Source organism: Acidimicrobiales bacterium, assembly GCA_035546775.1.
Lineage (GTDB): Bacteria > Actinomycetota > Acidimicrobiia > Acidimicrobiales > JACCXE01 > JACCXE01.
In genome coordinates, this window is the sequence record DASZWD010000031.1 from 14,104 (window position 1) to 27,923 (window position 13,820).

Consider the following 13,820-nt stretch of genomic DNA (forward strand, 5'->3'; position numbering starts at 1 on the left):
GAAGACGGGATCGGCGATGACGTCGCCGACGGCGACGATGCCGCGGCCGGTGTCGGCGACGACGCGCCCGTCGGCGACGCCGTATCTCACGTCAGCGACTCGAGTTGATCGGCGTGTTCTTCGTAGTGCCCGACGTGGAAGTGCTGCATCTGGTCGTCGATCGACATGTCGCCGAGCGTGGGGTGACGGCTCGTCCGCTTCCAGTCGTCGTCGGTCATCGACGCCAACCGCGCCCGCAACCGGCCGATGGCGGCGTCGACGCGGGCGACGAGATCGGGCACCGGCGTATGTCGATCGCGCTCGATCGCCGCGATGCGTTCCGGGTCGGCCTTGGTGCGGCCGAACGTCTCGGCGCCGGCGAGCACTTTGTCGAGCTCGCCGAGCCAGAAGTCGCCGAATTCGGCGAGGTGGGCCCACACCTGACCGGCTTCCCACTGTTCGCCGCTCGGCGCATCGGGAGCGGTGAGGCCGTGGAGATCGCGCGCCGCAAGTTCGTGGAGTCGCGCCGCGACGGCATCGAGTCGTTCGGTCCAGGTCACAGATTCCCGCGCCGCGCCTGGTCGCGTTCGATCGCTTCGAACAGCGCTTTGAAGTTGCCTTCACCGAAGCCGCGCGCGCCCCGGCGCTCGATGATCTCGAAGAAAACCGTCGGGCGGTCGGTGACGGTCTCGGTGAAAATCTGGAGCAGGTACCCGTCGGCGTCGCGGTCGGCGAGAATGTTCAGCGCGCGCAGCGCGTCCCACGGCAGGTCGACGCCGGCGAGGCGCTGGCGCGCTTCGTCGTAGTACGTGTCGGGCACCGTCATGAAGCGCACGCCGCGGTCGCGCAACGCCGTGACCGTCGCCACGATGTCGTTCGTACGGAGAGCGATGTGCTGCACGCCCGGACCGTCGTAGGTCTCGATGTACTCCTGGATCTGGCTTTTCTTGAGCCCGTCGGCCGGTTCGTTGAGCGGCATCACGATCTTCGTGCCGTCCCACACCACCGTCGACATGAGCGCGGAGTACTCCGTCGAGATCTGGTCGTCGGAGAAGTGCACGAGGGGCGAGAAGCCCATTACGTCGGCGTAGAAGAACACCCATTCGTCGAGGCGGCCCTTCTCGACGTTGCCGACGATGTGGTCGATTGCTTCGATGCCGACGGCGGGCCCACACGGCGACGGCGGGAGGTTCTCGTTGCTGTAGCCGGGCTCGAGGTGCGCCGCGTCGTAGCGGGTGCGGTCGACGAAGGTGTGCACCGTCTCGCCGTAGGTACCGATCTGGGCGAGGCACAGCGTGCCGTGCTCGCGGTCGGACTCCTCCCAAGGCGGGCGAACGACGCGCGCGCCCCGCGCCACCGCAGCGTCGAAGGCGGCGTGGACGTCGTCGACGAGCCACGCGAGGTCGTGCACGCCGTCGCCGTGGGTGCGGACGTGGTCGGCGATCGGCGACGCCGCGTCGAGCGCGCCCGACACGACGAAGCGCACGTCGCCTTGCTCGAGCACGTAGCTCGCCTTGCCTCCCACCCCGGTCTCGGGTCCCGCGTATGCGGTGCACCGGAAGCCGAACGCGCTCATGAGGAACCCGCTCATGGCGCGGGCGTTGCCTACCCAGAACTCAATGCAATCCCATCCCAGGAGATGTGAAGCGGTTGAAGGCGTCTTCGTCGTAGTGCTCGAGGAACTCACTCATCTCTCCGATCAATGCATCGGTGGACTCGGCGGCGAACAGCACGGGCTGGTAGCGCGTGATGTCGTAGGACTGCGCGCCCATCGTGGGGATGTCGAACGGCTTGATGGTCGCGGCGCGGAAGGCGTCGAGTTCGCCGAAGCTCGACAGGATCCCGGCGCCGTACGCCTTGATCTCGTTGCCCTCGCGCACGACGCCGAACTCGACCGTGAACCAGAACACGCGCGACAAGAACTCCATCGCCTGATCGGTGTGCACTCGTTTGATGGCGTCGCCGACCTTCCGGTACAGCGACGCGAAGCGCGGCGACGCCAGCTGGTTGGCGTGGCCGATCACCTCATGGATCACGTCGGGCTCGGGCGTGTAATACGGCAGCGAGTGGTGGCGGATGTACTGCGTGGACATGAACCACCCGTCGCCGAGGGCGCCGTAGAAGTTCCACGGCGACACGAGTCCCGGCACCGGCTCGTAGCGGAACCCAGTGAGCGGTTGGAGTAGCGCCGTGACTTCGGTCAGCTGCGGGACGTGGTCGCTTGGCAGCCGCAGCGCCTCGACGCCGGACTGGTACTCGTCGCACGCCAGGCGGTCGTGGCGCTCGCGGAGCTCGCGCGAGCACAGCTGCCACAGCTCGTGGTCCTCGGCGGCGTAGGGCGCGTCGGGAACCGGCTGGCCGCGCCGGTAGTGCCCGGCGGTCTCGGCGAGGGTGGCGCGCCGCTGCCGGTACGCCGCGTCGGTGAAGCCGGGATGGTCGGCCGCCAGCTGCCCGCCGTAGGCGAGCGTGTTGACACCTTTGTCGACCAGACCTGTGGGCATCGTCTCAGGAGTATGCCCAATTTAATGCAGATCATCTACTGTTCCGGCATGGTTCGAGACAAATCGCGTGAAGTCGACGCGATCGACGCCAGAATCGTGGACGTTCTGCGCCAAGATGCCCGCGTTTCGGTCAGCGAGTTGGCCCAGCGCGCCAGCGTGTCGCGGGCGAACGCCTACCAGCGACTGAGCCGGCTGACCGCCGATGGCGTCATCCGTCGTTTCACGGTCGAAGTCGACCACCGGGCCCTGGGGCACACGATCACCGCGCTGATCCTCGTCGACATCGACCAGCACGCCTGGCGCGCCGTCGAGAACGAGGTGATGGCGCTGCCGGGCGTCGAGTACGTCGCGCTGACGACGGGCGCGTTCGACGTGGTCGTGTTGGTGCGCGCGCCCGACATGGAGACGCTGCGTGACGTCGTGCTCGAACGCCTCCAGTCGATGCCGGCCGTGCGTTCGACCCAGACCAGCTTCGTGTTGGAAGAGCGCGCCAGCTAGCTACGCGACGCTGACCTTCTTCGTCACCGACGAGGTCTTGCCCTTGTTGTCCTTGACGGTGAGCTTGATGGTTTTCGTGCCCTTGAGCAGGTACTTGTGGCTGGCGGTGCGACCCGTACCCGCCGCCGTTCCGTCGCCCCATACCCAGCGGTAGGAGGCAATGGAGCCGTCGGGATCGGTCGACGCGGAGCCGTCGACGTAGACCGTCCGGCTGCTGCCGACCGTGGCGGTGAACGACGCGACCGGGGGCTTGTTGGCCGCCGTGGTCGTCGTGGTCGGCTTCGTGGTCGTAGTCGTCGTGGGCTTGACGGTCGTCGTCGTGGTCGCCTTGATCGTGGTCGACGTCGTTGTGGTCGGCGGCGTCGGGACCTTGAACACGCCGAGGTCTTCGTAGTGCGCGCCCAGCACGGAGTCGCCGACGTTGGTGTCGCCCTTTGACAGTCGGTTGAGCGCCGTGGCGTGCACGCTGCGGAAGTCGACGGTGGGCTTCAACGCGTCGCCGACGCGGTTGGGCCGCGTCATGCCGCCGGGATCGAGCGTCGGCGCCATGCCGTACACCCCGCGCTGCACACCGCCGCCGATGAACATCGCCATGCCGGCTTGGCCGTGGTCGGTGCCGTTGTCCTTGTTCGCCGTCGCCTGGCGACCGAACTCCGAGGTGATCATCACGAACACGTCGTTCGCGCGTGCCGTGCCGCCCACGATCGTGAAGAAGTGGGTCAGCGCGTCGTTGAGATCGGTGAACAGATCGATCTGCATCTGCTTCTGATTGGTGTGGCTGTCGTAACCACCGATGCTCGTGGCGTAGTTCTGTGCCGGGACGCCCGCCTTGATCAGCAGCGCCGTCTGGATCATCTGCTTGGTGATCGGGGCCAGGTTGCCGTAGCCGGTGCTGCTGCCGGTGATCGTGGGATCGTCGGCGCCGCTGATACGACCGGTCACGCTAAGCGTCGTGCCCATCATGCGCGCCACGTCGGCCACCGTGTTGGTGCCGTCGATGGTCGCCATCTGCTGCGCACCGTTGAGGAAAACGTTCTTGCTCAGCCAGCCTGTCTCGTAGGTGAAGCTCGAGCACTCGCTGAGGACGAACATGGGCGCCGTGGTGCCGACGGCTTCAGGCTGCACGTCACCGACCGACACGCTGGCGAGCGCGTTCTGCGGGCGCACGGCGTCGGCGTAGCGACCCTGCCATCCCGTCCTGCCGAGCACGTCGGTGCGCGCCGCGTCCCAGAACTTCATCGAGTCGAAGTGGCTGAAGTCGACGGCGGTGTTGCCGACGCCGAGCGCGAAGCCGACGTCGCCCTTGTTGTTCCACCGGTCAGCGAGCCACGGGAGCTTGTTGTGGAGCCGGTACGTCAGGCCGTTGAGGGCGAGCGTGTCGGATGCAGTCAGAGCGATGGCGCCGTGGCCGTAGGTGGCGTCGTTGTACCAAGCGTCGCCCACGGGGGCGAGTGTGTTGAGGTAGTCGTTGCCGCCGTTGAGCGACACGTGGACGCAGATCGGGGTACCGAGCGGCAGTGTGTCGCCTTCGCCGAGGCCCCACGCGGACGGCAGACCGCCGCGCTGGACCAACTCGAACCACATGGGGGCACTGACGCCGGCGGCGGTGGCAGCGCCGAGCTGCACCAGGAACCGGCGACGGCTGGGATTGAAACTCATCGCGGTTCTCCTCAACTCACCATGAACTCAGGGCTGTCGAACACCAACTGCATGACGCCACAGGCGCGGGCGTAGCTCCACGGCTCGCTGGCGCCGTAGTCGGTGGCCTGGGCGTACGCGTCGATGGCGCTGCGCGTCTGGCTCGACACGTCGTGCAGGCCGGCGAGCTGCAGGGCCATGTCCGCCGCCGTGGCGCGGGTGGCTTCGGCGTAGAGCTTGCGCACCGTCGGGTTCTGCTTCTCGGGCGGGGTGGCCGTGCCATCCGTCGCGGTGTCCTTGTCGGGACCGGTGTCGTGCCACGTGTACCAGTAGTTGTACCGAGCCCACTGGACGATCTGCGTCGGGTGCAGCCACATGTTGTCCCAGCCGGAAACGTCGGGGGGAAGGATCGGGTTCTGCCGCATCGTCTGGCTGGTCCACAACACGGACCAGTCGTCGATGTTCTGCACACCGAGCACCCGCATCTGGCTGACGAGCAACTCGACGGGGCTCTTCACACGATTGCCAACGGTGGTGTCGGCGAGGAACTCGGGGCGGTGCGCGATGTGCGACACCAGACCGGCGATGTCGCCGCTCGTGCCCCACACCGCCGCCATGTCGTCCATCGCGCTGGTGGACGGGTCGAAGCCCATGAACTCGCGGTAGAGGCGCTTCGGCACGAAGTAGCGGAACGCGTCCTGCTGCGTGATGGCGTCGACGACGTCGGACAACTGCGCCGCGCCGCGGGCCGCTCCGAGGAAGGTCTTGGTGCCGCTGTCCCAGTTGGCCGTCGCGAACGAGACGGCGCCCGTGTTCCAATCCATGACGTACCCGGTGAGCGCGCGGGCGATCTCTTCGATGTCGGTCTGGGTGTAGTTGTTGGCACCCGTCTTGGCGTGGGTCACGCCGAGGCTGAACAACTCCATGATCTCGCGGGCGAGATTCTGGTTCGGGTGCGGCGGCACGCTGAACACGTTGGTGAGGTACTTCTGCATCGGGCCGCTGTTGGCGACGTCGTTGAGCAGGGCCTTGTACGAGCCGGCGGCGCACCAGCCGCGCAGTCGGGCGTGGTGGTCCTTGTAGTCGGCGTACTGCACCACGTCGTTGGCGCCCACGACGAGCAGGCCGGCGAGGATCCACGACACGCGCTCTTGTACCTGGCCGGGGCTCTGCGCCCAGTTCAAGAACATGTGGTTCAGCCAGTAGACGGCGTCTTGCCACACGCCCTGGTCGACGGGCCACTGCCAGTCGGCGAGCGTCGTCGCCGGACGAGCGAGCAGCTCGTCGATGACCGCACCGGCACCGCCGGCGGCTACGCCAGCCTCTACATCACCCGGCGCGGGACCAAACCCGAGTCGTCGCCATACGTGGGCGACGAGCGCTTCTGAACTTGCGGCCACGGCCAAACAGCCCTTTCAGGAGCAGCGTCCGCCCCACGCTGGTCTCAACAGATTGACAACAATTCGTCTTATCGGCACCTACCCCTAGGAGAGTTAGTGTCGAGGCATCGCTGATCCTGCAAAATTCGCCGAAGACGCCACTCCGTACATGTCTGCCCTATATGGGGCAGCTGTGCGCATGACACGCAATACGGCCGATGCTGAAGATTTGGTGCAAGAGGCCTTTTTACGGGCCTATAGGGGATACGGGAACTTCCAGCAAGGTACCAACCTCAAGGCGTGGCTGTTCCGCATCCTGACGAACACCTTCATCAACAGCTACCGCGCCAAGCAGCGCCGGCCGGAGTCCGTCGACCTCGAGGAAGGCGAGGACTTCTTCCTCTACAACCGCGTCGGCGGCCTCGAAGCTGCGCTGGCCAACCGCACGACCGAAGACACAGTCCTCGAGCGCATCACCGACGAAGAGGTGAAGTCAGCGCTCGAGTCCTTGCCGGAGAACTTCCGCATCCCGGTCTTGCTCGCCGACGTCGAAGGCTTCTCCTACAAGGAGATCGCCGACATCATGGACGTGCCGATCGGTACCGTGATGAGTCGGCTCCACCGGGGAAGAAGGGCACTGCAGAAGGCGTTGTACGAATTCGGACTCGAACGGGGTCTGGTCGAGGAAGCCAGTCGGTGACGTTTATGGACAACCACGAGCATGCGAACTGTGACGACGCTCGTCACACGCTCTACGAGTTCCTCGACGGCGAACTCACTCCCGAAGTGAAGCTCGAGATCCAGCACCATCTCGAGGCCTGCGCTCCCTGTTTCGAGAAGTTCGACTTCGAAGCCGAACTGCTCCAGATCATCAGCCGCAAGTGCCAGGAACCGCTGCCCGACGGGCTGACCGAAAAGATTCTCGCCGCGCTTCGTAACGACGGCGGCACGCAAGTAACTTTCTGAGCATGCTCGTTCTCGCTGCCAAGCAGTGGCACGCCTGGGTCGCGTTTCCGTTGATGGCCGGCGCCGTCGGTGTCGCGGTCGGCCTCGCCGGTGGGTACATCCGCAAGGTGATCCGTCCGAAGTACCCGCGATAGGCGAGGCAGCACGTGAGCGAGCCGGTTGCGTGGGGGCTTGCTGAACGGGTCGCCGTCCGCGTCGCCGGTACTGAGCCGCTGGCGCGCTCGTACCACTACGCCTCGCTGCGGCCTGACTTCGAAGAGCTGACGGCGCAGGCCGAAGAGCTTGTGTACCAGGAGATCGGTCTGCGGTCGCTGCGCGGCCCCGCGCGCGCCGTCGTCGTCGAGCGTGCCGACTGGGTGCGGGCGAACATCGGCTCGATGCGCCGCCTGCTGCGGCCGCTGACAGATCGTCTCGCGTCGGGTCTCAAAGGCCCGCTGGCCGTTCCGGCGTCAACGCTGTCAGGTGTCGAAGTCGGCACGATGCTCGGCTGGATGGCAACGCGCGTGCTCGGGCAGTACGACGCGTTGCTCTTCGACGACCCGCCTGCCGGCGCAGAGGCAGACAACCACGAAGGCGACGTCGTCTACTTCGTGGGGCCGAACGTGCTGGCCCTCGAGAAGCGCTTCGGGTTTCCGCCCCGTGAGTTCCGCCTCTGGTTGGCGCTGCACGAAGTCACCCATCGCGTGCAGTTCACCGGCGTGCCGTGGATGCAGGACTACTTCCGCAGCCTGATCGACTCGACGCTCAATGTTGCCGAGATGGACCCCAAACGGTTCCTCGAGGCGTTGCGCCGTTCGGTCGAGGCCGTGCGCGCCGGGCGCAACCCGCTCGACGAGGGCGGTCTCGTGGCTTTGCTCGCCGGGCCGGAGCAGTTCGCCACGCTGCAAAAGACCCAGGGCCTCATGAGCCTGCTCGAAGGTCATGGCGACGTGACCATGGATCGCGCCGGGCGCGATCGCATCCCGAGCCAGGCGCGTTTCTCCGCCACGCTGCACGAGCGGCGCAACGCGCCGCAGCCGGCGGTGGTCAAGGTCGTGCAACAGCTCGTGGGCCTCGACGCCAAGATGAAGCAGTACGAAGCGGGCGAGCGCTTCATCGAAGCCGTGGAGGCGGTCGGCGGCCCGTCGCTGCTGGCGCGGGTGTGGGACGGTCCCGAGTTGTTGCCCACGCTGGGCGAGATTCGCGATCCGGCCTCCTGGATCCGCCGGGTGTCGGATCTCGCCCTCGCAAAATGAACCTGCTCGCTCGGTGCCGCTTCCCGGCGCCGGGCTCCGAGGTGACGCTGGCTGTTTCGGGTGGGGCCGACTCGCTCGCCCTCGTGGCGCTGGCGGCCCAGGCCGGGCTGGGCGGCACCGCCGTCCACGTCGACCACGGCCTGCGCGCCGGATCCGTCCATGAAGCCGACGTCGTCCGGGCGGCCGCGGCCCGCTACGGCTTCGGCTTTCGCGCCGAGCGCGTCGACGTCGGCGCCGGGCCGAACCTCGAGGCGCGGGCGCGCGCCGCGCGGCGCGCGGTGTTGCCTACGGACGCGCTCACCGGGCACACCGCCGACGACCAGGCCGAGACCGTCTTGCTGAACCTCCTGCGCGGCAGCGGGCTCGACGGTGTGCGCGGCATCGGAGCACCCGAGCGCCGCCCGCTCCTCGGCATCCGGCGCCAGGAGACGCACGCGTTGTGCGCCGCCGAAGGTTTGGTGCCGGTCGTCGACGCGTCCAACGCCGACCCGGCCTTCACCCGCAACCGGGTTCGCCACGAGCTGCTGCCGTTCCTCGGCGACATCGGCCGCCGTGATCCCGTGCCGCTGCTGTGCCGCCTGGCGGAGCACGCCAGCGACGAGGTGGCGTTGCTCGACGAACTCGCCGCGGCGCTCGACGCGTCCAATGCTGCGGCGTTGTGCGCCGCCCCTCGCCCGCTCGCGCGTCGCGCCATCCGAGCGTGGTTGCGGCCGCATCTGGAGGGCTACCCGCCGGACGCGGCCGCCGTCGAGCGGGTGCTCGCGGTGGCGCTGGGGGAAGCGACCGGGACCGACGTGGTCGCCGGTGTGTCGGTGCGCCGCACCAAAGGCAGACTGCGCGTCACGCGCGGATAGGTTCGCGAGCCGTGCGTGTCGACAGGGTGGTCGTCTCCGAAGAGCAGCTGCAGAACCGCATCCGCGAGTTGGGCAAGGCGATCGCGGCCGACTACGAGGGCCGCCCGCCGCTACTCGTCGGTGTGCTCAAGGGCGCGTTCGTCTTCATGGCCGACCTCGCCCGGGCGATCGATCTTCCCGTCGAGTTCGACTTCATGGCGGTGGCGTCCTACGGCGCCGCCACCAAGTCCAGCGGCGTCGTGCGGATCGTGAAGGACCTCGACGCCGACCTCACCAACCGCCACGTGCTCGTCGTGGAGGACATCGTGGACAGCGGCCTCACCCTCGCCTTCCTCAAGCGCAACCTCCTCGCCCGCAACCCGGCGTCGCTCGAGGTGTGCGCCCTGCTGGTGAAAGACGGCCTCCAGCGCGACGACCTCGACCTCAAGTACGTGGGCTTCACGATCCCGCCGGACTTCGTGATCGGCTACGGCCTCGACGCCGCCGAGAAGTACCGCAACCTGCCGTATATCGGCGTGCTCGAGGCCTAGTACCCTCTTTCCCGATATGAAGCGGGTTTTACGCGGCGCCGGCGTCTACGTGGTCCTAGCGCTCATCGCCTTGTTGGTCCTGACGACGCTGTTCCACTCGGGCTCGACGCGCAAGAAGCTGAGTCTGAGCACCTTCGAGGCCGACGTGGTGGCGCATCAGATCAAGTCCGCCGACGTGATCGACGGCTCCAACAAGGTCGAGGGCGTCCTCAAGAACGGCGAGAAGTACGAGGTCAAGTTCCCGGCGCAATACTCCGACGAGCTCACCCAAAAGCTCATCGACGCCCACGTGCCGACCGACGCGAAGGAAGCCAAGAGCAACGCGCTGCTGAACTTCCTGCTCAGCATCCTGCCCTTCGTACTCATCGCCGGGCTGTTCTTCTTCTTCCTCAACTCGATGCAGGGCGGCGGCAACCGCGTCATGCAGTTCGGCAAGGCCAAGGCGAAGATGGCGTCGAAGGATTCGCCCAAGGTGACCTTCGCCGATGTCGCCGGTGCCGACGAAGCCGTCGCCGAGCTCCAGGAGATCAAGGAGTTCCTCGAGTCGCCGGCCAAGTTCCAGGCCATGGGCGCCAAGATCCCCAAGGGCGTGCTGTTGTTCGGTCCGCCCGGGACCGGCAAGACGCTGCTGGCCCGCGCGGTTGCCGGTGAAGCGGGCGTGCCGTTCTTCTCGATCAGCGGTTCGGACTTCGTCGAGATGTTCGTCGGTGTCGGTGCGTCGCGCGTGCGCGACCTGTTCGAGCAGGCCAAGCAGTCGGCACCCGCGATCGTGTTCGTCGACGAGATCGACGCCGTCGGTCGTCACCGCGGTGCTGGCCTCGGCGGTGGTCACGACGAGCGCGAGCAGACGCTGAACCAGTTGCTCGTCGAGATGGACGGCTTCGAGTCGAAGACGGGCGTCATCCTCATCGCCGCCACCAACCGTCCCGACATCCTCGACCCGGCCCTGCTGCGCCCGGGTCGCTTCGACCGCCAGATCGTCGTCGACCAGCCCGACCTTGCCGGGCGCGAGGCGATCCTGCAGGTGCACGCGCAGGACAAGCCGCTGGCGCCTGCCGTCGACCTCAACGTGCTGGCGCGTCGCACGCCGGGGTTCACCGGCGCCGACCTCGCCAACCTCATGAACGAGGCGGCACTGCTCGCCGCGCGTCACGGCAACAAGCGCATCAGCATGGCCGAACTCGAAGAGGCTATCGACCGGGTGATCGGTGGGCCGGAGCGGCGCACCCGTGTGATGAGCGACGCCGAGAAGCTCGTGATCGCGTATCACGAGGGCGGCCACACCCTCGTCGGCCACGTGCTCGAGCACGCCGACCCCGTCCACAAGGTGTCGATCGTGGCTCGCGGCCGATCGCTGGGCTGGACGCTGTCGCTGCCGACCGAGGACCGCTACATCACGACGCGTTCGCAGCTGAAGCACCGCCTCGCCACCCTCATGGGTGGCCGCACGGCCGAAGAGCTGATCTTCAGCGAGCCCTCCACCGGAGCGCAGAACGACATCGAGGTCGCCTCCGGCATCGCCCGCTCGATGGTGACCGAGTGGGGCATGAGCGATGTGCTCGGCCCGCAGCAGCTCGGCCAGCATCAGGGCGAGGTCTTCCTCGGCCGCGACATGGGCCACGCACCGAACTACTCCGACGAAGTAGCCGCTCGCATCGACGCCGAGATCCGTTCGCTCATCGACAGCGCCCACGACGAGGCCCGCGACATCCTCACGACGCACCGCGCCACGCTCGACGAGCTGGCCCAGGCGCTCCTCGAGAAGGAAACGCTCGAAGGCGAGGATCTCGCCGCCATCCTCGGCAAGGTCGGCACGTGGAAGCCGCGCAAGTCGGCCGCCCGCAAGAAGTCCGGCCCGACGCCCGGCTCGCCTGCTGCCATTCCCGTCGCCGGCGGCCGCCGTCGCCCGGCGACCGCGCCCGCACCCGGCGCGCTTCGTCGTCCCCGTCCCGCGACCGCCTAGTTTCTGCTGCCTATGGCAGTTGACCGAGCGCGCGCCGAAGCCGCGATACGCGAGTTGTTGCTGGCGATCGGGGAGGACCCGGCGCGCGACGGGCTGCGCGACACGCCGGCGCGAGTGGCGCGCATGTACGAGGAAGTTGCGGGCGGCATGGACGTCGAACCCGCCACACACCTGCACGTCACGTTCGAGGCGAACCACGACGAGATGGTCATGGTGAAGGACATCCCGATCTACTCGCTGTGCGAGCACCACATGGTGCCGTGGTTCGGCTCGGCCCACGTCGCCTACATCCCCGGCGACGAGGGGCGCATCACCGGTCTGTCGAAACTGGCGCGCCTGTGCGACGGCTACGCGCAGCGACTGCAGGTGCAAGAGCGGTTCACGACCCAGGTCGCCGACGCCATCAACAAGACGCTGTTGCCCAAAGGCGTGATGGTCGTCGTCGAGGCCGAGCACCTGTGCATGTCGATGCGCGGCGTGCGCAAGCCCGGCACCACGACGGTCACCTCCGCCGTCCACGGTCTCTTCCGCGACGACGAGCGCACCCGCGCCGAAGCGTTGAACATCCTGTTCGGGCGCCGTTGAACCGACCCCTGATCATGGGCGTGCTGAACGTCACGCCCGACTCGTTCTCCGACGGCGGCCAGTATCTCGACGTCGAGGCGGCCGTGGCCCACGGCGTCGAGATGATGGACCAGGGCGCCGACGTCATCGACGTCGGTGGAGCCTCGACCCGGCCCGGTTCCGTGCTGCCGTCCGCGGACGAAGAGCGCGCCCGGGTCGTTCCCGTCGTGGCGCGCCTCGCGGCGCTCGGCCGCTCCCGCGTGTCGATCGACACGATGACGGAGAACGTGGCCCGGGCGGCGGTCGCGGCCGGAGCGACGCTGGTCAACGACGTGTCGGCGTCGCTGTGGCGCGTCGCCGCCGAGGCCGGTGTCGGGTGGGCGGCGATGCACATGCAGGGCAGCCCCGCGACCATGCAGGCGGATCCTCACTACGGCGACGTCGTCGCCGAGGTGCTGGCGTACCTGGTCGCGCGGGCGGAGGCCGCGACGGCCGCCGGTGTCGCGGAGGTGTGGATCGATCCCGGCTTCGGGTTCGGCAAATCGCTGGCCCACAACCTCACGCTGCTGGCCCACCTCGACCAGTTCTGCGCCACGCCGTATCCCGTTTTGGTCGGATTGAGCAGAAAATCGATGCTCGGGGCGCTGACGCCGAACCCCGACGGCTCGATTCCACCGCCGAGCGACCGTCTGGAGGCCTCGATCGCCAGCGTCGTATTCGCGGCGACAAAAGGCGTCGGAATGGTCCGGGTACACGATGTTCCCGCTACCGTGGCCGCCGTGCGCATCGTGTGCGACGAAGTTGGGGTCTGAGGCCAGAACATGAAGGGCAAGTGGGCGGCTGGCATTCAGCCGCGGAATCTGATCTGGGTGCTGAAGGACCGGCTGGCGATCAGCGAGCGTCCCGGCGGCTACGGCCGGTCGCACCGCAAGGTCCGCCGGCAGGAAGAGCTGATCTGGCTGCGGGAAAACGGCTTCAGCCGCGTCGTGTCGATCCTCGGGTCGCCCCACAACATGACCGCCTACGAGGAGTTCGGCATGCCGGCGTCGCACCTGCCCTTCGGCCCGCACGACGATCCCCGCGACGCCCTCCCGCCGATCTACGAGCATCTCCGCGCGTGGCTCGGGGCGGGTGAGCGCATCCTGCTCCACGGCGAGGAAGTGGGCGACCGCCTCCTGGGCGTCGTCGCCGGGTACCTGCTGTGGAACGGCAACCTCGACAACGGCCCGCAAGCGGTGACCGTCATCGAGCACCTCGCCAAGCGCGAGCTCACGGCGACGGGGCGCGAAATCGTGAGCGCGGTGCTCGACGTCGTCACGCACGGTCGTCCCCACGCAGGCTCCTGAATGCTCGAGATCCGCGGCGTGCGGGTCTGGGGCACGCACGGCGTTCTCGACTTCGAGCGCATCGAACCCCAACCATTCGAGTTCGACCTCAACGTCGTATTCGACATGGCACTCGCCGGCGCGTCTGACGCCCTGGAGGACACCGTCGACTACGCCGCCATCATCGACGCCGCGGCTGACATCGTCCTCGGCCCGTGGTGCGCCTTGCTCGAGCGCCTCGCCCGCCTGATGGCCGACGCGGTGCTGGCCGTCGACGGGCGCATCCGCGGCGTCGAAGTCGGCCTGCGCAAGCTCAAGCCGCCCGTGCCGTATGAGATCGCGTCGGCGGGGGTGCGCATCACGGTGTCGCGCTGATGCGCGCCTACCT

At 67.7% G+C, this 13,820-nt stretch carries 17 protein-coding genes; 12 read left to right on the forward strand and 5 right to left on the reverse strand.

What is annotated here, in order from left to right:
- Window positions 1-86 precede the first annotated feature (86 nt).
- Genes VHC63_08040 through VHC63_08050 form a run of 3 tightly spaced genes read right to left on the reverse strand, consistent with a single transcriptional unit; the run spans window position 87 to window position 2,480 of the window.
- The gene (locus tag VHC63_08040; protein ID HVV36540.1) at window positions 87-539 is read right to left on the reverse strand and encodes a DinB family protein; all 453 of its coding nucleotides are present in this window, start codon (window positions 537-539) and stop codon (window positions 87-89) included.
- Window positions 536-1,570, reverse strand: coding sequence for a 4-hydroxyphenylpyruvate dioxygenase (hppD, locus tag VHC63_08045; protein ID HVV36541.1), 1,035 nt, complete (start codon window positions 1,568-1,570; stop codon window positions 536-538). Before hppD ends, VHC63_08040 begins: the two co-directional genes overlap by 4 nt.
- Window positions 1,571-1,595: 25 nt before the next feature.
- Entirely contained in the window at window positions 1,596-2,480 is an 885-nt protein-coding gene (locus tag VHC63_08050; protein ID HVV36542.1) for a phenylalanine 4-monooxygenase, read from the reverse strand.
- 48 nt (window positions 2,481-2,528) lie between these two features.
- Here VHC63_08050 and VHC63_08055 point away from each other — a divergent pair, with 48 nt between their 5' ends.
- Window positions 2,529-2,978 (forward strand): Lrp/AsnC family transcriptional regulator, encoded by a 450-nt coding sequence (locus tag VHC63_08055; GenBank protein HVV36543.1) that lies wholly within the window; start codon window positions 2,529-2,531, stop codon window positions 2,976-2,978.
- On the opposite strand, the gene VHC63_08060 is transcribed toward VHC63_08055, so the two are convergent.
- Together VHC63_08060 and VHC63_08065 are read right to left on the reverse strand one after the other, a co-directional pair.
- On the reverse strand, window positions 2,979-4,637 hold the full coding sequence (locus tag VHC63_08060) for a DUF1501 domain-containing protein (protein ID HVV36544.1): 1,659 nt from the start codon (window positions 4,635-4,637) through the stop codon (window positions 2,979-2,981).
- 11 nt (window positions 4,638-4,648) lie between these two features.
- Entirely contained in the window at window positions 4,649-6,016 is a 1,368-nt protein-coding gene (locus tag VHC63_08065) for a DUF1800 family protein (protein HVV36545.1), read from the reverse strand.
- Between the two features lie 106 nt (window positions 6,017-6,122).
- Here VHC63_08065 and VHC63_08070 point away from each other — a divergent pair, with 106 nt between their 5' ends.
- The 11 genes from VHC63_08070 to folB are packed head-to-tail and all read left to right on the forward strand — an operon-like array spanning window position 6,123 to window position 13,807.
- The gene (locus tag VHC63_08070; protein ID HVV36546.1) at window positions 6,123-6,695 is read left to right on the forward strand and encodes a sigma-70 family RNA polymerase sigma factor; all 573 of its coding nucleotides are present in this window, start codon (window positions 6,123-6,125) and stop codon (window positions 6,693-6,695) included.
- A gap of 5 nt (window positions 6,696-6,700) precedes the next feature.
- Window positions 6,701-6,961 (forward strand): mycothiol system anti-sigma-R factor, encoded by a 261-nt coding sequence (gene rsrA / locus VHC63_08075; protein HVV36547.1) that lies wholly within the window; start codon window positions 6,701-6,703, stop codon window positions 6,959-6,961.
- A 2-nt stretch (window positions 6,962-6,963) separates the two neighbouring features.
- On the forward strand, window positions 6,964-7,095 hold the full coding sequence (locus VHC63_08080) for a hypothetical protein (protein HVV36548.1): 132 nt from the start codon (window positions 6,964-6,966) through the stop codon (window positions 7,093-7,095).
- Window positions 7,096-7,107: 12 nt separating this feature from the next.
- Window positions 7,108-8,196, forward strand: coding sequence for a zinc-dependent metalloprotease (locus VHC63_08085; GenBank protein HVV36549.1), 1,089 nt, complete (start codon window positions 7,108-7,110; stop codon window positions 8,194-8,196).
- On the forward strand, window positions 8,193-9,050 hold the full coding sequence (tilS, locus tag VHC63_08090; protein HVV36550.1) for a tRNA lysidine(34) synthetase TilS: 858 nt from the start codon (window positions 8,193-8,195) through the stop codon (window positions 9,048-9,050). The genes VHC63_08085 and tilS overlap by 4 nt, the downstream gene beginning before the upstream one ends.
- An 11-nt stretch (window positions 9,051-9,061) precedes the next feature.
- A complete protein-coding gene (gene hpt / locus VHC63_08095) occupies window positions 9,062-9,580 on the forward strand; it encodes a hypoxanthine phosphoribosyltransferase (protein ID HVV36551.1) in 519 nt (172 codons plus the stop codon).
- A 16-nt stretch (window positions 9,581-9,596) separates the two neighbouring features.
- A complete protein-coding gene (gene ftsH, locus VHC63_08100; protein ID HVV36552.1) occupies window positions 9,597-11,543 on the forward strand; it encodes an ATP-dependent zinc metalloprotease FtsH in 1,947 nt (648 codons plus the stop codon).
- 12 nt (window positions 11,544-11,555) lie between these two features.
- Window positions 11,556-12,128, forward strand: a complete 573-nt coding sequence (folE, locus tag VHC63_08105; GenBank protein ID HVV36553.1) for a GTP cyclohydrolase I FolE — start codon at window positions 11,556-11,558, stop codon at window positions 12,126-12,128.
- Window positions 12,125-12,919, forward strand: a complete 795-nt coding sequence (folP, locus tag VHC63_08110) for a dihydropteroate synthase (protein HVV36554.1) — start codon at window positions 12,125-12,127, stop codon at window positions 12,917-12,919. The genes folE and folP overlap by 4 nt, the downstream gene beginning before the upstream one ends.
- Before the next feature lie 9 nt (window positions 12,920-12,928).
- Window positions 12,929-13,453 (forward strand): hypothetical protein, encoded by a 525-nt coding sequence (locus VHC63_08115; GenBank protein ID HVV36555.1) that lies wholly within the window; start codon window positions 12,929-12,931, stop codon window positions 13,451-13,453.
- Complete coding sequence (gene folB, locus VHC63_08120) at window positions 13,454-13,807, forward strand: dihydroneopterin aldolase (protein ID HVV36556.1); 354 nt, start codon at window positions 13,454-13,456, stop codon at window positions 13,805-13,807.
- Window positions 13,808-13,820: the final 13 nt, after the last annotated feature.

What these genes read in the sequence shown, in the direction of transcription:
- hppD (HVV36541.1), bottom strand. Translation starts at nt 1,570, where the DNA reads ATGAGCGGGTTCCTCATGAGCGCGTTCGGCTTCCGGTGCACCGCATAC.
- folE (HVV36553.1), top strand. Translation starts at nt 11,556, where the DNA reads ATGGCAGTTGACCGAGCGCGCGCCGAAGCCGCGATACGCGAGTTGTTG.
- VHC63_08050 (HVV36542.1), bottom strand. Translation starts at nt 2,480, where the DNA reads ATGCCCACAGGTCTGGTCGACAAAGGTGTCAACACGCTCGCCTACGGC.
- ftsH (HVV36552.1), top strand. Translation starts at nt 9,597, where the DNA reads ATGAAGCGGGTTTTACGCGGCGCCGGCGTCTACGTGGTCCTAGCGCTC.
- rsrA (HVV36547.1), top strand. Translation starts at nt 6,701, where the DNA reads ATGGACAACCACGAGCATGCGAACTGTGACGACGCTCGTCACACGCTC.
- VHC63_08115 (HVV36555.1), top strand. Translation starts at nt 12,929, where the DNA reads ATGAAGGGCAAGTGGGCGGCTGGCATTCAGCCGCGGAATCTGATCTGG.
- folB (HVV36556.1), top strand. Translation starts at nt 13,454, where the DNA reads ATGCTCGAGATCCGCGGCGTGCGGGTCTGGGGCACGCACGGCGTTCTC.
- VHC63_08080 (HVV36548.1), top strand. Translation starts at nt 6,964, where the DNA reads ATGCTCGTTCTCGCTGCCAAGCAGTGGCACGCCTGGGTCGCGTTTCCG.
- VHC63_08060 (HVV36544.1), bottom strand. Translation starts at nt 4,637, where the DNA reads ATGAGTTTCAATCCCAGCCGTCGCCGGTTCCTGGTGCAGCTCGGCGCT.
- VHC63_08055 (HVV36543.1), top strand. Translation starts at nt 2,529, where the DNA reads ATGGTTCGAGACAAATCGCGTGAAGTCGACGCGATCGACGCCAGAATC.
- tilS (HVV36550.1), top strand. Translation starts at nt 8,193, where the DNA reads ATGAACCTGCTCGCTCGGTGCCGCTTCCCGGCGCCGGGCTCCGAGGTG.